The organism is Phaeobacter sp. CC-HEC084 (genome assembly GCF_059429255.1).
This window is the reverse complement of the sequence record NZ_JCAIJQ010000002.1, coordinates 384,182-403,736: the sequence shown is the minus strand read 5'-3', so window position 1 is coordinate 403,736 and position 19,555 is coordinate 384,182. Positions and strand designations below refer to the sequence as shown.

Below are 19,555 nucleotides of genomic sequence, written 5' to 3'. Positions count from 1 at the left end.
CGCATCGAAGGGTCGGCAGTACGGGAAAACAGGGTAAGGCGACGGGTTTCACAAGATGACAATCACCTTTCATCTGAACGGTGAGGAGGTAACGCTGAGCGATGCGAATTCGTCGGCGACGCTGCTCGATTGGCTGCGCGAAGAGCGCGGCCTGACCGGCACCAAGGAAGGATGTAACGAGGGCGACTGCGGCGCCTGCACGGTCATGGTCACCGATGCACAGGGCGCAAAGCCGCTGAATGCCTGCATTCTGTTCCTGCCGCAGCTGAATGGCAAATCGGTGCGTACCGTCGAAGGCGCTGCCGGGCCGGACGGCAGCCTGCACCCGGTTCAGGACGCGATGATCGCGCATCACGGCAGCCAGTGCGGGTTCTGCACCCCCGGCTTCGTCATGTCGATGGTCACTGCCCACAAGAACGGCACCAGCGATTTCGACGACCAATTGGCCGGGAACCTGTGCCGCTGCACCGGCTATGCCCCCATCATTCGCGCGGCCAAGGCTGCGGCCGATCAGCCAGTGCCGGACTGGATTGCGTCCGAGGCCCCGCCTGCGGCCACACCCCTTGATAACATGCCGATCTCATCCGACGATCTCGCCGCGCTCTTCGCCGCTTACCCCGAGGCAACGCTGGTGGCCGGAGCGACGGATGTCGGTCTCTGGGTGACCAAGGGCCTGCGCGATCTGGAACAGATGATTTTCCTCGACCGCTGCGCCGATCTGAAACAGATCGAGATCAGCGACGAGACAGTCCGCATCGGCGCCATGGTCGACATGAACCGGATGCGGGCTGCCATTGCGCCCCTGCATCCCTCTTATGCCGAGATGATCCGCCGCTATGCCTCGCAGCAGGTGCGTGCAGCCGCCACGGTCGGCGGCAATATCGCCAATGGCTCCCCCATCGGGGACAACCCGCCCGCGCTCATCGCGCTTGGCGCCACGCTGCATCTTCGCAAGGGCGACACCCGGCGCGATCTGCCGCTTGAAGACTTCTTCCTTGAATACGGCAAACAGGACCGTCAGCCGGGCGAATTCGTCGAGGCGGTTTCTTTCCCGCGTCAGCCCGATACCCTGCGCGTTTATAAGCTCTCCAAACGCTTTGACCAGGACATCTCGGCCGTGCTCGGCGCTTTCAATGTCACGGTCGAAGATGGCATCGTGCGCGCGGCGCGCATCGCCTTTGGCGGCATGGCAGGCATTCCCAAGCGCGCGTCCAATGTTGAGGCCGCTCTTATCGGGCAGCCCTGGACACCGGCAACCATTGCCCTTGCCCAAGCGGAATTCGACAAGGACTTCACCCCGATGCGGGACATGCGCGCCTCGGATGAATACCGTCTCGACTGCGCCCGCAACATGCTGCAACGCTGTTTCGCGGATCTCGCGGGCGAAACCGTCAGCGTGCTGGAGGTGGGCCAATGAGCGTTGCAAAACCCCTGCCCCACGACGCCGCCCGCCTGCATGTGACCGGCGCCGCCCGCTATGTGGACGACACCCCGACGCCGCGCGGCACCCTACATCTGGCCTTCGGCTTGTCGCCCATCGCCAAGGGGCGCATCACCAAGATGGATCTGGAGCCCGCCCGCCAAAGCTCCGGCGTGGTCGCGGTGCTGAGCGCCGGTGATCTGCCCTTTGACAATGATGTCTCCCCATCGAACCATGATGAGCCGTTGCTGACATCCGGCGCGGTCAACTATGTCGGCCAGCCGGTGTTTTTGGTGGTGGCAACCAGCCACCGGGCCGCGCGCATCGCCGCCCGCAAAGCCGTCATCGACTACGCCGAGGAAACACCCCTGCTAACGCTGGAGGCCGCATTGGCCGCCGACAGCCGTTTCGAGGAAGGCCCGCGCATCTATCAAAAGGGCGATGCCGCCGCAGCCATCGCCGCCGCCCCGCGCATGGTCGAAGGCAGCTTTGACCTTGGCGGGCAGGAACATTTCTATCTGGAAGGCCAGGCCGCGCTGGCCCAGCCACAAGAGGATGGCGGCATGCTGGTCAATTCATCGACCCAGCACCCGACCGAGATCCAGCACAAGGTGGCCGAGGCCATCGGCCTGCCAATGCATGCGGTGCGGGTGGAGACCCGGCGCATGGGTGGCGGATTTGGCGGCAAGGAAAGCCAGGGCAACGCGCTGGCTGTCGCCTGCGCCGTGGCCGCGCGCCACACCGGGCGCCCGTGCAAGATGCGTTATGACCGCGATGACGACATGGTCATCACCGGCAAACGTCACGCCTTCCGCATTTCCTACCGGGCGGGGTTTGACACGGACGGCCGCCTATTGGGGGTGGAGTTCACCCATCTGGTGGATTGCGGCTGGGCGCAGGATCTGTCGCTGCCGGTGGCTGACCGCGCCATGCTGCACGCTGACAACGCCTATGCGATCCCCGCGATCCGCATCGAAAGTCATCGTCTCAAGACCAACCGGCAAAGCGCCACCGCCTATCGCGGCTTTGGCGGCCCTCAGGGCATGGTCGGGATCGAACGGGTGATGGATCATATCGCCCATGATCTGAAGCTGGACCCGGTCGAATTGCGGCAACGCAACTACTACGCCGCTCCCGGCACCGCCACGGGCGACAACACGACCCCCTATGGCATGGAGGTCAGCGATTTCGAATTGCACGAGATGACCGCGCAATTGCTGGAGAGCGCGGATTATGCCGCCCGCAAGGCAGAAATCGCTGCCTGGAACCAGGGGCAGACACACCTCAAACGGGGGCTTGCCTTCTCTCCGGTCAAATTCGGCATTTCCTTCACCCTGACCCACCTCAACCAGGCTGGGGCACTGGTTCATGTCTATCAGGATGGCTCGGTCCACCTGAACCACGGCGGCACCGAGATGGGACAGGGATTGTTCCAGAAGGTCGCGCAGGTGGCCGCCAGCCGGTTTGGCATCCCACTGGAGAAGGTGAAGATCACCGCCACCGACACCGCCAAGGTGCCCAATACCTCCGCCACGGCGGCCTCTTCCGGGTCTGACCTCAACGGGATGGCGGTCAAGGCCGCCTGCGACACCATCCGTGCCCGTATGGCCGAACATCTGGCTAACCTGCATCAGGCAGCGCCTGCGGATGTGGTCTTTGCAGATGGCGTGGTTCGGATTGGCGATGCGATAGAGCTCAGCTTCGATGCCGCAGCAAAACTTTGCTACGAAGGGCGGATCAGCCTGTCATCGACGGGTTTCTACAAGACGCCAAAACTGGAATGGGACCGGATCAAGGGACAGGGGCGCCCCTTCTTCTACTTTGCCTATGGCGCCGCCCTGACCGAGGTGGTCGTTGACCGGCTCACTGGCGAAAACCGCATCCTGCGCACCGACATCCTGCATGATGCGGGCGCCTCGCTGAACCCGGCGCTGGACATTGGCCAGGTCGAAGGCGGCTATGTGCAGGGCGCCGGATGGCTCACCACCGAGGAACTGGTCTGGGACGACAAGGGCGCTTTGCGTACCCATGCGCCCTCAACCTACAAGATCCCGGCCTGCTCTGACCGTCCGGACGTCTTCAACGTGGCGCTTTATGACGGAAAGAACCGCGAGGACACCATCTACCGGTCCAAGGCGGTGGGCGAGCCGCCCTTCATGCTAGGGATCTCGGCCTGGCTGGCGCTGTCGGATGCGGTGTCCGCCTTTGGCGCGACCTATCCTGCCCTTGATGCACCGGCCACCGCCGAAGAGATCTGGCGCGCGGCGCGGAGGACCAGTGATGGGGGTTGATCTGGACGGGCTCAAGGCCGCAGTAACAGCACACGGTCGTGTCACCCGCGTATTGATCGCCGCCATCCGCGGCTCCTCCCCGCGCGAAGTGGGCGCCGCCATGCTGGTCTGGCGCACAGAGGACGGTTTTGCCCAGTCCGGCACCATCGGCGGCGGAGCGCTTGAATATGAAGCAGCGCAAAAGGCCGTCGTGCAGGACCGGGCATCGGTTCTCAGCACCCACGCGCTTGGCCCCGATCTGGGCCAGTGCTGCGGCGGATCGGTAACGCTGCTGAGCGAAGTCTATCAGGCGGATGACCTAGAACGCCTCGACACCGAGGTGATCGCGCGTCCTGCGGGACAGGACAGCCCGATGCCGCTCACGGTGCGGCGTCTGCTGACCCGGCAGCGCAATCAGGGCCAGCGCCCGGCCCCACAGTTGATCGATGGCTGGATGATCGAAGCCAGGCACCAGCCAGAGCACCCGCTGTGGATCTGGGGCGCGGGCCATGTCGGGCGCGCGCTGGTCGATGTTCTGGCGCCCCTGCCCGATCACGACATCACCTGGGTCGACACCGCCCGAAACCGGTTTCCTGAGCATATTTCGGACACCATAACCCCCGTATGGGCTGAAAATCCGTCGCTTTTGGTGGCTCACGCGCCGTCAACTGCCCGACATCTGGTTCTGACCTATTCCCATGAGCTGGATCTGGCGCTATGCCACGCCCTGCTGAAACATGACTTTGCCTTTGCCGGGCTGATCGGCTCCGCGACCAAATGGGCGCGCTTCCGTTCCCGGCTTGCTGCCCTAGGCCACGCCCCCGCGCGGATCGACCGGATCACCTGCCCAATTGGGGATCCGGCCCTGGGCAAGCACCCGCAGGCAATCGCGGTCGGTGTGACGGCGCAGCTGCTGGCGCTGGATGCAAGAGGCAGCGCAGAACAGGAACTAAGAAAGGACCGGCACGCGTGACTGTACCCCTTCTGAGCCTCCAGGGCCTGACCAAGGCCTACCCGGGCGTCGTTGCCAACGATCAGGTGTCCTTCGACATCGGCGAAGGCGAGGTCCACGCCCTTCTGGGTGAAAACGGCGCCGGCAAATCCACCCTTGTGAAAATGATCTACGGGCTGGTGAAGCCGGACAGCGGCCAGATGCTGCTGCGCGGAGCGCCCTTTGCCCCGGCCGAGCCTCGCGCCGCCCGCGCCGATGGCATCGCCATGGTATTCCAGCATTTTTCCCTGTTCGATGCGTTGAACGTGGCGGAAAACATCGCCCTTGGCATGGAAAACCCGCCGCCGCTGCGCGATCTGGCCAGCCGCATCCGCGAAGTCTCTGAAACCTATGGTCTGCCGCTCGATCCATTCCGCACCGTGGGCGATCTCTCTGCCGGGGAACGCCAGCGGGTCGAGATCATCCGCTGCCTGCTGCAGGACCCGAAACTGCTGATTATGGACGAGCCAACCTCGGTGCTGACCCCTCAGGAGGTCGAGATCCTGTTCGAGACCCTGCAGAAACTGCGCAGCGAAGGCACCTCGATCCTTTATATCAGTCACAAGCTGGAAGAGATCCGCACCCTGTGCGATCACGCCACGATCCTGCGGCTGGGCAAGAATGTCGGCGAATGCACCCCATCCGAAACCTCGGCCCGCGATATGGCCGAGATGATGGTGGGTACCGCACTCAAGACCCCGGAACGCGCTGGCCGTGACCTCGGCGACGTGGCGATGGACATCAGCGGCTTGTCGGTTCCCGCACCTTCGGCCTTTGGCACCGCGCTGAAAAATGTCCACCTGAGCGTGCGCAAGGGGGAGATCCTTGGCATCGGCGGTGTGGCCGGCAACGGGCAGGATGAACTCCTTGCAGTTCTGTCGGGCGAGACCCTGTCGGTTCCGGATGCTGTAAAACTTCACGGGAAGCCCATCGGCAAGCTGGGTCCGGTTGCGCGGCGCCGCCTTGGGCTGCTGTCGGCCCCCGAAGAACGCCTTGGCCATGCGGCGGCGCCGGACATGAGCCTCACGGAAAATGCCATGCTGACCGCCGCCGTACGCGAAGGTCTGGTCAGCCGTGGGTTCCTCAATTGGCCCGCCGCCAAGGCGTTTGCCAAACGCGTGATTTCCGAATTCGACGTGCGCACGCCGGGACCGGAAAACGCGGCGCGCTCCCTGTCCGGGGGCAACCTGCAGAAATTCGTCATCGGCCGCGAGGTGCTGCAACGCCCCGAGGTGCTGGTGGTGAACCAGCCCACATGGGGCGTCGATGCCTCTGCCGCCGCCGCGATCCGACAATCGCTGCTGGATCTGGCCGCAGGTGGCACCGCCGTCATCTGCATCAGTCAGGATCTGGACGAGTTGATGGAGATTTCCGACAGTTTCGCCGCTCTCAACGAAGGCCGCCTGAGCGCCCCGCGCCCGGCTGCGGGGCTGACAGTGGATGAAATCGGCCTGATGATGGGCGGCGCCCACGGCATGGAGGTGGCGCATGTCTGATCTCCGCCAGTATTTGACTATCAATGAAGGAGCCGACGCATGATCCGGCTTGAGAAACGGCCACAGCCGTCGCGCGCCTGGTCGATGGCCACGCCGCTGGTGGCGGTGCTCGCAACGATGATCGCGGGCGGGCTGTTGTTCGCAATCCTGGGCAAGGACCCGGTCGAGGCGATCCGCACCATCTTCTGGGAACCGCTGTTTGGCGAGTTTGCCTTCTACTACCGCCCGCAGTTGCTGATCAAAGGCGCGCCGCTGGTGCTGATCGCCATCGGGCTGTCCTTGGGCTTTCGCGCCGGGATTTGGAACATCGGCGCCGAAGGGCAGTACATCATGGGCGCGCTGTTCGGCGCCGGGATGGGGCTGGCCTTTTATCCCCATGAAGCCTGGTACATCTTCCCGCTCATGGTCCTCGCAGGGGCCTTTGGCGGCTGGATCTGGGCGATGATTCCGGCCTTTCTGAAGGTTCGCTTCGGCACCAATGAAATCCTCGTATCGCTGATGCTGGTCTATGTGGCCGAACAGTTCCTCGCCTCCATGTCGCTGGGATTGCTGAAAAACCCCGAAGGCTTTGGCTTTCCCGGCAGCCGCAACCTGCAACAATATGAAAGCGCTCATAACGCCGATCTGATCGCAGGCTCCGGCATGCACTGGGGTGTGGTTGCCGCGCTGATCGCGGTGATCTTTGCCTATGTCCTGCTGAACCGGCACATGCTGGGCTATCAGATCCGCCTGACCGGCGAAGCGCCGCGCGCCGCGCGTTTTGCCGGCGTGAACCCGGCGCGGCTGGTGCTGTTCTGCCTTGGCACCTCCGGCATGCTGGCCGGCCTTGCGGGCCTGTTCGAGGTCTCCGGCCCGTCGGGCCAGGTCTCGATCGATTTCAACGTGGGCTATGGGTTCACTGCCATTATCGTGGCCTTTCTTGGTCGCCTGCATCCCGTCGGGATCCTGCTGGCAGGAGGGCTGATGGCGCTGACGTATATTGGCGGCGATATCGCGCAATCGAACATGGGTCTGCCCTCGGCGGCGATCCAGGTCTTCCAGGGGATGCTTTTGTTCTTCCTTCTGGCATTCGACCTGCTCACCAATTTCCGTATCGCAATCGGCAAGCCGGAGGTGGCGTAAGATGGATCTATCCGCAATCAACCCGGTCCTGCTGATCGCCTCCCTCATGGTGGCGGCCACGCCCTTGCTGCTGGCCGCCGTGGGTGAACTGGTGGTGGAAAAGGCAGGCGTTCTGAACCTTGGCGTCGAAGGCATGATGATCACCGGCGCCATCGCCGGCTTTGCCACCGCCGTCGAAAGCGGCTCGCCGCTCTTCGGCTTTGTCATCGCCGCAGTGGCGGGGGCGACGCTGTCCACCCTCTTCGCCATCCTCACCCAGTTTGCCAAGGCCAACCAGGTCGCATCGGGCCTGTCGCTGACGCTCTTCGGGCTCGGAATCTCGGCGCTGATGGGACAAAGCTATGTCGGCATCAAACCGCCGCAGATGCAGGACATCCATATCCCGGTACTGAGCGATCTGCCCGTCGTTGGACCGATCCTGTTTGGCCATGACATCATCCTCTATTTCGGCATTGTCCTGACAGCGGTGGTCTGGGTGGTACTGAAATACACCCGTGTGGGTCTGATCCTGCGCGCGGTGGGGGAAAACCACGATGCGGCCCATGCGCTTGGCTACAAGGTGCTGCGCATCCGGGTGCTGGCGATCCTGTTCGGCGGCGCCTGCGCAGGCATGGGCGGTGCCTATATCAGCCTGATCCGGGTCCCCCAGTGGACCGAAGGCATGACCGTCGGCATCGGCTGGATCGCCCTTGCGCTGGTGGTCTTTGCCAGCTGGAAACCCTGGCGGGTGCTGCTGGGCGCCTATCTTTTCGGCGGTGTTACCGTGGTGCAGCTTAATCTTCAGGCAGCAGGCGTTGCCATCCCGGTCGAGTATCTGGCAATGTCGCCCTATCTGATCACCATTGTGGTGCTTGTCATTCTATCAGCGGATAAGAGCAGCGCACCCGCTGCCCTTGGCCGCAATTTCCATGCCTCCCGTTAGGATCTGACGGCAGGCCAAACACCCTGCCCGGGCATCCGGGCACATTATAAACAAAACGGGGGATCCCTTTGATGAAACTGACGACACTTCTGACCAGCGCCGCCATGGCGCTTGGCCTTGCGACCGGTGCGATGGCCGAAGACAAGACCAAGGTAGGCTTTGTCTATGTCGGTCCCGTCGGCGACGGTGGCTGGACCTATGAGCACAATCAGGGCCGCCTGGCCGTAGAAGAGGAATTCGGCGACAAGGTCGAAACCGTCTATGTTGAAAACGTCGCCGAAGGCCCCGACGCCGAGCGCGTGATCACCCAGATGGCCCTTCAAGGCGCGGATCTGATCTTCACCACTTCGTTCGGCTACATGGATCCCACGATCAACGTCGCCAAGAAATTCCCGAACGTGAAGTTCGAGCACGCCACTGGCTACAAGCGCGCCGACAACGTCTCGACCTATTCCGCACGTTTCTATGAAGGCCGCGCCGTTCAGGGCACCATCGCGGGCAACATGACCGAGAGCAACATCGTCGGCTACATCGGGTCCTACCCGATCCCCGAAGTGATCCGCGGCATCAACTCTGCCTATATCCACGCCAAGAAAGTGAACCCCGACGTCACCTTCAAGATCGTCTGGGCCTTCACCTGGTTCGACCCGGCCAAAGAAGCCGACGCCGCCAAGGTTCTGATCGAACAGGGCGCCGACGTGATCCTGCAGCACACCGACTCCACCGCGCCGCAGGCCGCTGCACAGGCCGCAGGCAACGTGATCACCTTTGGTCAGGCTTCCGACATGGCCGAGTATGCGCCGAAACCGCGCGTCTCCTCGATCATCGACAACTGGGCGCCCTATTACATCGCCCGTACCAAGGCCGTGATGGACGGCACCTGGACCTCGGTTGACACCTGGGACGGCATCGGCCCGGGCATGGTGGGCATCGGTGAAATCTCCGACGCGGTTCCCGCCGACGTAAAAGAAGCCGCGCTGGCGCTGAAAGCCTCGATCGCGGACGGTTCCTATCACCCGTTCACCGGCCCGCTGAACAAGCAGGACGGTTCGGCGTGGCTGGCAGAGGGTGAAACCGCCGATGACGGCACCCTGGCCGGCATGAACTTCTTTGTTGAAGGCATCGAAGGCGACATCCCGCAGTAAGCGGCTTGCCCAGACGAGTTACGGAAAGGCCCGCCAGATTGGCGGGCCTTTTCTTTTGGTGGCTGCAGTTCTCCTCTGCACAGCCACTCCGCAAATCTTGGGCGACCCCAACTTCTGCAGCAAAGCAACCTTTTGCAGACCACGACCAACTCTCCTAATATTCTCATCGCACCAGCATCGGCGGGCGCTAGACCGGGAGGCCTAGAAAAGGATGGAGTTTTTCGATTACGGCTATCTCTTGGCGGGCGACTGGCTCCCCTACTCCATCGCCCTTGTCGTGGTTGCTTGCGCAGCGTCTATTCTCACGATCCGGCGTCTGCCGAACCAGCCATGGCGCGCATTTTTCCTGTCCTGCCTGATCGCCTTTTGCGTGGCGTTCCTGCTCTCCGGAACCAGGTTCGGTTTTTCGGGCGGCGCCGAGGCGCTGTTCTGGAACGTACTGGGCGCGGGTCTGCTTGCTCAGATCTGGCTTCCGGTCTGTGCGGTCACTCACATTGTCGCGCGACGGGATCGGATCAGACGCCGATAAGCTGGCGCATAGACAGCGCAGCCTCGACAGTAATCACTGGGGGCCTAGCGCTTCTGCGAGAACACCCGATAGGCCAACAGCACACGCGACGCAGCCGTCACGAAGCACAAAGCGCCGAAGACCCAGGCCATCAGGGCAAAGGCCCCCGGAAACAGGCACAGCGCCACGAAGAACCCGATTGTCTCCGCCCCTTCCAGCAGCCCCCCGGTAAAGTAGAGCGTTTTGACGCCGCGCGCGGTGCTGGACATCTGGTGCCGCTCGGCCAGGACGGAATAGCCAAGGAAGCTAGCACCGTTCACGTAGAAAGACATGAGCAGAAAGGCACCTGCCGCGCCATTGGCCCCAGGGTTCGCCAGCACGAATGCCAAGGGCACCGCGCCATAGAACAGGAAATCGCAGGTGATATCGAGATAGCCGCCAAAGCCCGTCGGCGCGCTGGCCCGCGCCACCGCCCCATCCAGCCCATCGGCAAGGCGTGATAGCAACAACGGCAGCAGCGCCCAGCCAAACATCCCGAGAGCAATCAGCGCAGCAGACAGAAGCCCAAGCGCCAGCCCTAATAGCGTCACCTGATTGGCACTGATCCCCCAGCGCGCAATGACCCTGCCCTGCGCGTTCAACGCAGGGTCGATCAACGGGCGGATACGGGCATCAAACATGGCTCTGTTGTGCCCTGCAAACGCTGCGCGCTCCAGTCACAATTGCGCGCGGCGGCGTTTTTGGCAGAAGCCTGTTGTTGCGTCATCTTCGCTCTTTTCCCTGTTCCCGCGACGTGGCAGGTTGCCGCCATGACACGCATCCTGACCACCCCCGACCACGCCCCCGTCAGCCGCTTTGCCTTCGGCACCATGCAGTTCGGAGGCCGCGCCGACGAAACGCAATCGGCCGAAATGTATGACGCCTGCCGCGCAGCCGGGATTACCCATTTCGACACCGCCTGGGTCTATAACGAGGGCGAAAGCGAGAAGATCCTCGGCCGCCTGATCAAGGGGGAGCGCGACAAGCTGCTGATCGCGACCAAGGTGGGCTATACCGGCGGCGCAGGGGAAGCCAACATGCGGGCGCAGTTCGACACCTGCCGGGCGCGGTTGGATCTGGATATGGTGGATGTCCTTTACCTGCACCGGTTCGATCCCGAGACCGACCTGAACGAAACGCTGGAATGTTTTGCATCCCTGAAACAACAGGGGCTGATCCGTTACGTGGGCCTGTCGAATTTCGCCGCTTGGCAGGTGGTCAAGGCGCAGATGATCGGCGCCAAATTCGATCTGTCGATTGATATCCTGCAGCCGATGTATTCCCTGGTCAAACGCCAGGCCGAGGTCGAGATCCTGCCCATGTGCGCAGATCAGGACATCGCCATCGCGCCCTACTCTCCGCTGGGCGGCGGACTGCTGACCGGCAAATACGCCGAGGGCAGTGGCGAAGGGCGCCTGCAGGAAGATCCCCGCTACAACAGCCGCTATGGGCAGGACTGGATGCACCGCGCCGCCGCAGATCTGGCCGCGCTGGCGCAGGAGCTTGGCACCGATCCGGCGACCCTTGCCGTGGCCTGGGTGGCGGCCCATTCCAGCGGTCCGATGCCGATCATCTCGGGACGCACCGCAGAACAACTTGCGCCGTCGCTTGCGGCGATGGATTTTGACATGAGTGCCGATCTTTATGCGCGGATTTCAGCGCTCAGCCCGCGCCCGGCGCCGGCGACAGACCGGCTTGAAGAACAGGACGAAGGTATTTCGGCATGAGTGATTTTATCGTCATCGGCGGCGGCATCGCAGGGATCAGCGCCGCAGCGCGGCTGTCGGAGCTCGGCAGCGTCACGGTACTGGAGGCGGAAGAGGCGCTTGGCTACCACGCCTCCGGGCGCTCGGCCGCCATGTTCGAGGAAAGCTATGGAAACCCAGCCGTTGTCGCGCTCAACAAGGCCAGTTCCGACTACCACCACAATGCCAACGGCGGTTACCTGACACCGCGCGGTTTCATGCTGGTGGCAGGCCCCGGCGAAGAAGACGGTTTTGCAGCCGATGTCGCAGAACTGGACCTGCACAAGATCCATATCGACGATGCCTATGCCCGGGTGCCGATCCTGAATCCGGCCTCCGTCACCATGGCCGCCCTACACGAGGACGCGCAGGATCTGGATACCGACCGGATGATCCAGGATTTTGCCCGCGTGGTGCGCGGTGCAGGCGGACAGGTGATCACACGGGCCGAGGTCACCGCGATCCAGCATAGCGGATCGGGCTGGCAGGTGACGGCAGGCGGTCAGACATACGAGGGCAAGCAACTGGTCAATGCCGCAGGGGCCTGGGTGGATCGTATCGCCGCCCTTGCCGGTGTTGCGCCCATCGGGATCACACCAAAACGCCGCTCCATGGCGCGGCTGCCCGCGCCGGGCGGTCACGATGTCACCAAATGGCCGATGATGATGGGCGTCGGGGAATGCTGGTACGCCAAACCCGATGCAGGCAAGCTGCTGGTCTCCCCTGCGGATGCCGACCCGGTTGAGCCGCACGATGCCTTTGCCGATGATATGGTGCTAGCCGAGGGGCTGGCGCGTTATGAGGAAAAGGTGACCGAACCCGTCACACGGGTCGAAAGCAACTGGGCCGGTCTGCGCAGTTTCGTGAGCGATGGCGCGCTGGTGCTGGGCGCGGACCCTGACCGCCCCGATTTCATCTGGTGCGCGGCGCAGGGCGGCTATGGCTTTCAAACCGCACCAGCCGCCTCGCGCCTGCTGCGCGACCTGATCGGCGGCAAGACGCCCGAACTGGACCGCGATATCATCGCCGCCCTGTCACCAGAAAGGCTGCGCTGATGCCCGTTCGCTCTGTTCCCGGCACCGCCTCTGTCGCCGCTGCGCAGGACGGCAAGCTCTTCGCCCCTTCCGCTGAGCGCAATATCGATCCCCTGTGCGATCTCTTAGCCGACATCGCCCCTGAAACCGGCAGCGCGCTGGAGATCGCCAGCGGCACCGGGCAACATGTGGTGGCCTATGCCCGGCGCCTGCCCGGGTTGACATGGCAACCGACCGAGGTGGACGCCGCCCGGCGCGCCAGCATCGATGCCTATGTCGCAGAGGCGGGCCTTGATAACCTGCGCCCCGCCGCAGAACTGGATGCGACGGCGCCGGGCTGGGCCGCAACGGTCGGGCCAGTCGATTTCATCATCCTGTCGAATCTTCTGCACCTTATCACCGAGGAAGACGCCAAGACCCTGATCCGCGAAGCCGCACGCGCGCTGGCCCCGGCCGGAAGGATCGCGATCTATGGACCCTTCATGCGCGCTGGTGAGCTGACAAGCGAAGGCGATCAGAGGTTCCACGCCTCTCTGACGGGGCATGATCCGCTCATCGGCTACAAGGACGATTTCGACACCATCGACTGGCTGCAGGAGGCGGGCCTTGATCTGGCCGAGGTGATCGAAATGCCAGCAAACAATCTGGCCCTGGTGGCGCAAAAACCGGATTTCTGACCCAGATCAAAGCCGCAGTACTGCAGCCAACCTACTCCTTCAGGAAAATGAATATGATGATGAAGGACAGATCATGGGCTGGCACGAGAAACTGGACGGAACCCGCAACGGGCTGCGCAATCTGAACCGGGCGATCCCCGAGACCGCGCAGGCCTTTGGCGCCCTTGGCAAGGCGGTGAAGCAGGGTGGCACGCTGGAGTTCAAGCAGAAGGAATTCGTGGCGCTTGGCATCGCGGTCGCCCTGCGGTGTGAGGACTGTATCGGGCTGCACGTGGAAACCCTGATCAAGGCTGGCGCCACCCGCGAAGAAGTGGCCGACGTACTGGCGATGTCGATCCAGATGGGCGGCGGACCCGCGATGATGTACGCAGCCAAGGCGATGACCTGCTTTGACGAGCTGACCGCCGCCTGAGGCGTGGATCACCACACACAGAATGGCCTGTTCCATTCGAAAAACAGCGGCTAGGCTTCCGGAAAAGATCAACCGGGAGCCTGCCATGAAAGATCAACGTCACACCCCCACCTGGACCAGCTTTGAAGAGGCTGGGAAGGCAGACTGGGATGCGGTCATGGAGTATGAGGAAGCCTATAACGCCGCCCTGCCCGACCGTATTCTGGACGCGATCCGCTCGCTTGACGAGGACTGGACGCCCTACCCGGTAAACCGCTTCCAGCATTGTCTTCAGGCCGCCACCCGCGCCCATGCCGATGGCGCTGATGACGAAATCGTCGTTGCGGCGCTGGTGCATGATGTGGGCGATATCCTGTCGCCCTATAACCACGGCGAACTGGCCGCCGCGATGATGAAACCCTATGTCAGCGAACGCACCTGGTGGATCCTGAAACACCACTGTGTCTTTCAGGGGTATTACTACAATCACCACCTTGGCGGCGACCGCCACGCACGCGACAAATACCGCGACAGCCCCTATTGGGAGGACTGCCGCAAGTTCTGTCACGACTACGATCAATGCGCCTTTGACCCGGATTACCCGACGAAACCGTTGGAATTCTTCGAACCGATCCTGCGCCGGGTGCTCGCGCGCGGCGAAGGCCACATGGAGCTGAACGAGACCAGCGACAGCTGATCCGGCTCAGCCGCCCATGATCCACAGGATGCCACTCCAGATGATCGGCAGCAGCAGCGCGGTTGCGAGCGCGTTGAGGCCCATGGCAAGGCCGGAAAAGGCGCCAGCGGTCTCGTTCACCTGCAGCGCCCGAGCGGTACCGATCCCGTGGCTGGCGGTGCCAATCGCCAGCCCCCGCGCGCGCCAGTCGACCACGCCGGTCACGTCCAGAACCTTCGGCCCCAGCATGGCGCCAAGGATACCGGTCACGATCACCAGAACCGCGGTCAGCGACGGCAGGCCGCCCAGTTTCTCGGCAATGCCCATTGCCACGGGCGCAGTCACCGATTTCGGCGCCACCGATGCAAGAACTGCCTCGGAACTGCCTGCAAGCCAGGCCCCTGCCAAGGCGGACAGGATGGCGGTCAGCGATCCGGCAACCAGGCTCACCACGATAGCCAGAGCCGAACGGCGCACCCGGTACCATTGCCGATAGAGCGGCACCGCAAGGGCCACCGTGGCAGGCCCCAGCAGGAAGTGCACGAACTGGGCGCCCTCGAAATAACTGCCATAATCCGTCCCGGTCAGCATCAGCACAGCCACAACGATCAGCACCGCCCCCAGCACCGGGTTCAGCAATGGGTTCCTGCCGGTTTTCTCAAACAGGAAACTGGCCAGCTGAAAGGCAACCAGCGTCAGGGTGAGATGGAACAGCGGCGATGCGCTGAGATAGACCCAGGTGTCCTGCAGGTTATCCATCGGCCGACCCTGCCCCCAGCCACTGCATCAAAAGCCCGGTGACCGCGATGGTCGCCAAAGTCGAGACCACCAGCGCCAGCCCCAGCGGCAACAGCGCCTGTCCCAGCAGCTGGAAATGCAGGATCACCCCGGTCCCGGCCGGCACGAACAGCAGCGACATCGACCGCAACAGGCCGTTTGCCGTCTGATCCAGCTGCGCGGGCACCCGGCCCAGCAGCATCAGAATGATGAACAGAAACACCATGCCCAGCACCGGCCCCGGTATGGGCAGCGCCAAGGCGCCGGTGATGAACTCCCCAGCCAGCTGACACACCAGTATAAGCGTAAGGAAACCCAGCATCTTATCCCTCCTGCACCTGATGAGGTGACTGTGGCATCCCTCTGGCATCCAAACAAGCGGCGTGCCCTCTCATCGGGTCGGACAAGGCAGCAGGCCTACGGGGAGTAGGAAATCCGGTAGACGGCACCGGCAAAATCATCCGACACCAGAATGGAGCCATCCGGGTGCTGGATAACATCCACCGGGCGACCATCATATTCACCATCCTGGTTCAGCCAGCCTTCGGCAAAGGGTTCGATGGCCGCGTTCCCCTGCGCGTCGATGAAGGTCACCATCACCCGTGCGCCGACCCGCTCGGAGCGGTTCCAGGACCCATGTTGGGCCGAAAAGATCGCGTTGCGGTATTTTTCGGGGAACATGTCCCCGGTGTAGAAACTCATGCCCAGATCAGCCGCATGGGCGATGGTTTCGACCGCAGGCATGACAACCTCGACCGGAACCTCTTGCCCCGCATACTCGCGCGTCCGGGTTGATCCGCCACCGTACCAGGGAAAGCCGAAATGCTGACCCTTCTCGATCTGGCGGTTAATTTCGCCGGGTGGAATGTCGTCGCCCATGCCGTCGACCTGATTGTCGGTCCACCACAGCTCTCCGGTTTCCGGGTGAAAGTCATGCCCAACGGAATTGCGCGCGCCATAGGTAAAGACTTCGCGCCCACTGCCATCACGGTTCATGCGGATGATCCCGCCAATCCCGGTTTCATTGTAAAGCGCCAGCTTTTCCGGTGGCGCCACGTTGAAGGGCTGCCCAAGCGAGATATACAGCTTGTTGTCCGGCCCCAGCTTGATGACCCGCGCCGTGTGATAAGAGCTTTCCTCCCCCACGGGGATCAGGCTGCCCCGCGGCACGATTGGCACCGCGACCATATCAGCGGTTTGTTCAAAAGCCTCGGCGCCTGCAATGCGCAAAACCCGGTTCCGTTCGGCGATGAACAGATCACCGTCCGGAGAAACCTCCACGCCATTGGGGATATCGAGGCTCAGGGAGGGCGCGAAATCCTTGACCTCATCAACAGCGCCGTCGCGGTCACGGTCCAGAACTGCCCAGACCTTGTCCCGCCGTGTGCCGACAAACAGAATTGTGCCATCAGGGGAAAGTGCCATGTGGCGGGCACCGGGAACCATCGCATAGAGTTCGATCCTGAACCCCGTCGGCAAACGGATGCCCTCCAACACGCGCCGCAACGCATCGGCAGATGCCGTGTCTTGGTCGATATAGGTGTGTTCGGCGGATCCGGTGATCCTAATCGTGCCCGGTTCTCCGGGAGCGGACTGCGCCGATGCAGACGCTGCAAGCGTCAGACACAAAGCTGCACTGCCAAAGACCTGCTTCATCCTCTTCTCCCTTAAATCGCAAATTCGATCACCAGCCCGCAGACGCCACAGCCATGCACGGCACCTCGCAAAGGGTAGTCGGAAAAAGAAGCAGGACAACCGGCAGCAAAGTGCGACCGGTTCGTCATTCCGACAAAAAAGCCCCGGCACGGTGGCCGGGGCTTTGCTGTTTTATCCGTTCACACGGATCTTTTCGTTCTTCGGATCATAGGGGCTATCGCAGGTCACGACCGCATCCCACAGCTGGTCCAGCATCTTGACCTTCAGCTTGGTCCCTTCCACCGCGTATTCCGGTTTCACGTAGCCCATGCCGATGCTCTTCTCGAAGGCCACCGAATAGCCGCCGGTGGTCAGACGCCCGACGCGGGTGCCATCCTCGGCATAAAGCGCCTCGCGGCCCCAGGGATCGGTGTCGGACGGACCGTCGATCAGAATGGTGCAGCATTTGGAGCGGATGCCCTTGGCGACCATTTCGTCCTTGCCGTAGAAATCCTTCTCCAGATCGACAAAGCGCGGCAGGTCTGCCTCAAGCGGGGTCGCGTCGCGGCCCAGCTCGTGCCCAAAGGCGCGGTAGCTCTTCTCCTGACGCAGCCAGTTCTGGGCACGGGCGCCGACCAGCTTCATACCGTGTTTCTCGCCTGCCTTCTCCAAGAGGTCGAACAGGTAGTTCTGCATCTCGATCGGGTGATGCAGCTCCCAGCCCAGCTCACCCGTGTAAGCCACGCGGATCGCGTTCACCGGGCACATGCCCAGTTCGATCTGCTTGGCCGACAGCCAGGGGAAACGCTTGTTGCTGAGCGCGGTCTCCGGATCAGCGTCCTTGATCACCTCTTTCAGAACATCGCGGGACTTCGGCCCGGCGATGGCGAAGACGCCCCACTGAGTGGTCACGTCCTGGATCTCGATATAGCCGAACTCCTCCATCTTGTCCTCGGCCGCCTTGCGCAGGTAATCCGCATCATATTCGGTCCAGGCACCCGCAGAGACGAGGTAGTAGTTGTTCTCGCCGTTGCGCACGATGGTGTATTCGGTGCGGGTGGTCCCGGCCGAGGTCAGCGCATAGGTCAGGTTGATACGGCCCACCTTGGGCAGCTTGTTGCAGGTGAACCAGTCGAGGAACTGAGTGGCACCGGGGCCCTTGACCACGTGTTTGGTGAAAGCGGTCGCGTCGATCAGGCCGACGCCTTCACGGATCGCCTTGGCCTCTTCGACCGCGTATTGCCACCAGCCACCACGGCGGAACGAACGTGCATCGTGATCAAAGTTCTCCGGCGCGTCCAGCGGGCCGAAATAGTTCGGGCGTTCCCAGCCGTTGACCCAACCGAATTGCGCGCCACGGGCCGCCTGACGATCATAGGCCGGTGAGGTCCGCAGGGGGCGGCAAGCCGGGCGTTCTTCGTCCGGGTGGTGCAGGATATAGACGTGCTCGTAGGCTTCCTCGTTCTTGCGCGCGGCGAACTCGGTCGTCATCCAGTTGGAGGAGTACCGCTTGGGGTCGAGCGACGCCATGTCGATCTCGGCCTCGCCATCGACCATCATCTGCGCCAGGTAATAGCCGGTGCCGCCCGCAGCAGTGATGCCAAAGGAGAAGCCTTCGGCCAGCCACATGTTGCGCAGACCGGGCGCCGGGCCGACCAGCGGGTTGCCGTCGGGCGTATAGCAGATCGGGCCGTTGAAATCGTCCTTGAGGCCAGATTCGGCACAGGAGGGCACGCGCTCTGCCATCGCCATGTATTGATCGGCGATCCGGTCCAGATCCAACGGGAACAGATCAGCGCGGAAGCTGTCCGGCACGCCGTGTTCGAACCGTGCGGGCGCGCCATGCTCATAGATGCCGAGGATCCAGCCGCCACGCTCTTCACGCGCGTAGGATTCATTGTCGGCATCACGCACGACGGGGTGCTCCGGGTTGCCCGCTTCACGCCATTTGACCAGCTCGGGGTCCTTGTCCATGACGATGAAGGTGTGCTCGACCGGGATCGCGGGCATCTTGATGCCCAGCATCTTGGCGGTGCGCTGCGCGTGGTTGCCGGAGGCGGTCACCACGTGCTCGGCGGTGATCACCACCTGCTCGTCGCTCTCGACGAGGTTGCCGCCCTTTTCGACCATCTTGGTGCAGGTGACTTCCCAGTGGGTGCCATTCCAGTGGAAGGCATCGGCCTGCAGTTTGCGCACGATCTCGACACCGCGCTGACGGGCGCCCTTGGCCATCGCCTGGGTCACATCGGCGGGGTTAATGTAACCGTCCTCAGTGTGGTAGATCGCGCCCTTCAGATCGCCGGTCTCGATCAGCGGCCAGCGTTCCTTAATCTGCTCCGGGGTCAGCCATTCGTAATCGACGTCGCAGGTCTCGGCGGTCGAGGCATAGAGCATGTATTCGTCCATACGCTCTTGCGTCTGCGCCATACGCAGGTTGCCCACCACAGCAAACCCGGCGTTGAGCCCGGTTTCTTCTTCCAGCGTCTTGTAAAAATCGACCGAGTACTTGTGGATGTGGGTGGTCGCATAGGACATGTTGAACAGCGGCAACAGGCCGGCCGCGTGCCAGGTAGAGCCCGAGGTCAGCTCGTCCCGTTCGATCAGCATCACATCGTCCCAGCCCGCCTTGGCCAGATGATAGGCGATCGAGGTCCCGACGGCGCCACCGCCGACAACCAGTGCTTTGACTTGGGTTTTCATATCCCGC

18 protein-coding genes are annotated in these 19,555 nt (G+C 62.8%); 13 read left to right on the top strand and 5 right to left on the bottom strand.

Annotated elements, in window-relative coordinates:
* The first annotated feature begins 55 nt into the window (after window positions 1-55).
* From xdhA to AC5SSZ_RS02270, 8 genes are all read left to right on the top strand, one after another.
* Window positions 56-1,417 carry a xanthine dehydrogenase small subunit gene (gene xdhA, locus AC5SSZ_RS02305; RefSeq protein ID WP_495436652.1) on the top strand — a complete coding sequence of 454 codons (1,362 nt, stop codon included), beginning with the start codon at window positions 56-58 and terminating at the stop codon, window positions 1,415-1,417.
* Window positions 1,414-3,711, top strand: a complete 2,298-nt coding sequence (gene xdhB, locus AC5SSZ_RS02300; protein ID WP_495436650.1) for a xanthine dehydrogenase molybdopterin binding subunit — start codon at window positions 1,414-1,416, stop codon at window positions 3,709-3,711. Before xdhA ends, xdhB begins: the two co-directional genes overlap by 4 nt.
* Window positions 3,701-4,663 (top strand): xanthine dehydrogenase accessory protein XdhC, encoded by a 963-nt coding sequence (xdhC, locus tag AC5SSZ_RS02295; RefSeq protein WP_274837481.1) that lies wholly within the window; start codon window positions 3,701-3,703, stop codon window positions 4,661-4,663. Before xdhB ends, xdhC begins: the two co-directional genes overlap by 11 nt.
* Window positions 4,660-6,177, top strand: a complete 1,518-nt coding sequence (locus AC5SSZ_RS02290) for an ABC transporter ATP-binding protein (RefSeq protein ID WP_065271091.1) — start codon at window positions 4,660-4,662, stop codon at window positions 6,175-6,177. The genes xdhC and AC5SSZ_RS02290 overlap by 4 nt, the downstream gene beginning before the upstream one ends.
* 39 nt (window positions 6,178-6,216) lie before the next feature.
* Window positions 6,217-7,299: an ABC transporter permease gene (locus AC5SSZ_RS02285; RefSeq protein ID WP_065271092.1), complete on the top strand. Its 1,083-nt coding sequence runs from the start codon at window positions 6,217-6,219 to the stop codon at window positions 7,297-7,299.
* 1 nt (window position 7,300) lies between these two features.
* Window positions 7,301-8,221, top strand: a complete 921-nt coding sequence (locus AC5SSZ_RS02280; protein WP_495436646.1) for an ABC transporter permease — start codon at window positions 7,301-7,303, stop codon at window positions 8,219-8,221.
* 71 nt (window positions 8,222-8,292) lie between these two features.
* Window positions 8,293-9,366: a BMP family ABC transporter substrate-binding protein gene (locus AC5SSZ_RS02275; RefSeq protein WP_065271094.1), complete on the top strand. Its 1,074-nt coding sequence runs from the start codon at window positions 8,293-8,295 to the stop codon at window positions 9,364-9,366.
* Between the two features lie 211 nt (window positions 9,367-9,577).
* The gene (locus AC5SSZ_RS02270; RefSeq protein ID WP_495436643.1) at window positions 9,578-9,895 is read left to right on the top strand and encodes a hypothetical protein; all 318 of its coding nucleotides are present in this window, start codon (window positions 9,578-9,580) and stop codon (window positions 9,893-9,895) included.
* A 44-nt stretch (window positions 9,896-9,939) separates the two neighbouring features.
* On the opposite strand, the gene AC5SSZ_RS02265 is transcribed toward AC5SSZ_RS02270, so the two are convergent.
* Window positions 9,940-10,554 (bottom strand): CDP-alcohol phosphatidyltransferase family protein, encoded by a 615-nt coding sequence (locus AC5SSZ_RS02265; protein WP_274837478.1) that lies wholly within the window; start codon window positions 10,552-10,554, stop codon window positions 9,940-9,942.
* A gap of 129 nt (window positions 10,555-10,683) precedes the next feature.
* Here AC5SSZ_RS02265 and AC5SSZ_RS02260 point away from each other — a divergent pair, with 129 nt between their 5' ends.
* The 5 genes from AC5SSZ_RS02260 (at window position 10,684) to AC5SSZ_RS02240 (ending at window position 14,457) form a co-directional block, all read left to right on the top strand.
* A complete protein-coding gene (locus AC5SSZ_RS02260) occupies window positions 10,684-11,640 on the top strand; it encodes an aldo/keto reductase (RefSeq protein WP_495436641.1) in 957 nt (318 codons plus the stop codon).
* Window positions 11,637-12,713 carry an NAD(P)/FAD-dependent oxidoreductase gene (locus AC5SSZ_RS02255; RefSeq protein ID WP_495436639.1) on the top strand — a complete coding sequence of 359 codons (1,077 nt, stop codon included), beginning with the start codon at window positions 11,637-11,639 and terminating at the stop codon, window positions 12,711-12,713. Before AC5SSZ_RS02260 ends, AC5SSZ_RS02255 begins: the two co-directional genes overlap by 4 nt.
* Window positions 12,713-13,369, top strand: a complete 657-nt coding sequence (locus tag AC5SSZ_RS02250) for a DUF938 domain-containing protein (protein WP_495436637.1) — start codon at window positions 12,713-12,715, stop codon at window positions 13,367-13,369. The genes AC5SSZ_RS02255 and AC5SSZ_RS02250 overlap by 1 nt, the downstream gene beginning before the upstream one ends.
* 73 nt (window positions 13,370-13,442) lie before the next feature.
* Complete coding sequence (locus tag AC5SSZ_RS02245) at window positions 13,443-13,781, top strand: carboxymuconolactone decarboxylase family protein (RefSeq protein ID WP_065271100.1); 339 nt, start codon at window positions 13,443-13,445, stop codon at window positions 13,779-13,781.
* A gap of 85 nt (window positions 13,782-13,866) precedes the next feature.
* A complete protein-coding gene (locus AC5SSZ_RS02240) occupies window positions 13,867-14,457 on the top strand; it encodes an HD domain-containing protein (protein ID WP_065271101.1) in 591 nt (196 codons plus the stop codon).
* A 6-nt stretch (window positions 14,458-14,463) separates the two neighbouring features.
* On the opposite strand, the gene AC5SSZ_RS02235 is transcribed toward AC5SSZ_RS02240, so the two are convergent.
* The 4 genes from AC5SSZ_RS02235 to AC5SSZ_RS02220 form a co-directional block, all read right to left on the bottom strand.
* On the bottom strand, window positions 14,464-15,195 hold the full coding sequence (locus tag AC5SSZ_RS02235) for an LrgB family protein (protein ID WP_495436633.1): 732 nt from the start codon (window positions 15,193-15,195) through the stop codon (window positions 14,464-14,466).
* On the bottom strand, window positions 15,188-15,535 hold the full coding sequence (locus AC5SSZ_RS02230; protein ID WP_274830849.1) for a CidA/LrgA family protein: 348 nt from the start codon (window positions 15,533-15,535) through the stop codon (window positions 15,188-15,190). The genes AC5SSZ_RS02235 and AC5SSZ_RS02230 overlap by 8 nt, the downstream gene beginning before the upstream one ends.
* Window positions 15,536-15,630: 95 nt before the next feature.
* On the bottom strand, window positions 15,631-16,869 hold the full coding sequence (locus AC5SSZ_RS02225) for a PQQ-dependent sugar dehydrogenase (RefSeq protein ID WP_495436630.1): 1,239 nt from the start codon (window positions 16,867-16,869) through the stop codon (window positions 15,631-15,633).
* Between the two features lie 171 nt (window positions 16,870-17,040).
* A complete protein-coding gene (locus tag AC5SSZ_RS02220) occupies window positions 17,041-19,548 on the bottom strand; it encodes a GcvT family protein (protein ID WP_495436628.1) in 2,508 nt (835 codons plus the stop codon).
* Window positions 19,549-19,555: the final 7 nt, after the last annotated feature.

Bases quoted from the DNA above. Each gene is read 5' to 3' on its own strand.
- xdhA (WP_495436652.1), top strand. From the start codon at position 56: ATGACAATCACCTTTCATCTGAACGGTGAGGAGGTAACGCTGAGCGAT.
- xdhB (WP_495436650.1), top strand. From the start codon at position 1,414: ATGAGCGTTGCAAAACCCCTGCCCCACGACGCCGCCCGCCTGCATGTG.
- xdhC (WP_274837481.1), top strand. From the start codon at position 3,701: ATGGGGGTTGATCTGGACGGGCTCAAGGCCGCAGTAACAGCACACGGT.
- AC5SSZ_RS02285 (WP_065271092.1), top strand. From the start codon at position 6,217: ATGATCCGGCTTGAGAAACGGCCACAGCCGTCGCGCGCCTGGTCGATG.
- AC5SSZ_RS02280 (WP_495436646.1), top strand. From the start codon at position 7,301: ATGGATCTATCCGCAATCAACCCGGTCCTGCTGATCGCCTCCCTCATG.
- AC5SSZ_RS02275 (WP_065271094.1), top strand. From the start codon at position 8,293: ATGAAACTGACGACACTTCTGACCAGCGCCGCCATGGCGCTTGGCCTT.
- AC5SSZ_RS02270 (WP_495436643.1), top strand. From the start codon at position 9,578: ATGGAGTTTTTCGATTACGGCTATCTCTTGGCGGGCGACTGGCTCCCC.
- AC5SSZ_RS02265 (WP_274837478.1), bottom strand. From the start codon at position 10,554: ATGTTTGATGCCCGTATCCGCCCGTTGATCGACCCTGCGTTGAACGCG.
- AC5SSZ_RS02260 (WP_495436641.1), top strand. From the start codon at position 10,684: ATGACACGCATCCTGACCACCCCCGACCACGCCCCCGTCAGCCGCTTT.
- AC5SSZ_RS02255 (WP_495436639.1), top strand. From the start codon at position 11,637: ATGAGTGATTTTATCGTCATCGGCGGCGGCATCGCAGGGATCAGCGCC.
- AC5SSZ_RS02250 (WP_495436637.1), top strand. From the start codon at position 12,713: ATGCCCGTTCGCTCTGTTCCCGGCACCGCCTCTGTCGCCGCTGCGCAG.
- AC5SSZ_RS02245 (WP_065271100.1), top strand. From the start codon at position 13,443: ATGGGCTGGCACGAGAAACTGGACGGAACCCGCAACGGGCTGCGCAAT.
- AC5SSZ_RS02240 (WP_065271101.1), top strand. From the start codon at position 13,867: ATGAAAGATCAACGTCACACCCCCACCTGGACCAGCTTTGAAGAGGCT.
- AC5SSZ_RS02235 (WP_495436633.1), bottom strand. From the start codon at position 15,195: ATGGATAACCTGCAGGACACCTGGGTCTATCTCAGCGCATCGCCGCTG.
- AC5SSZ_RS02230 (WP_274830849.1), bottom strand. From the start codon at position 15,535: ATGCTGGGTTTCCTTACGCTTATACTGGTGTGTCAGCTGGCTGGGGAG.
- AC5SSZ_RS02225 (WP_495436630.1), bottom strand. From the start codon at position 16,869: ATGAAGCAGGTCTTTGGCAGTGCAGCTTTGTGTCTGACGCTTGCAGCG.
- AC5SSZ_RS02220 (WP_495436628.1), bottom strand. From the start codon at position 19,548: ATGAAAACCCAAGTCAAAGCACTGGTTGTCGGCGGTGGCGCCGTCGGG.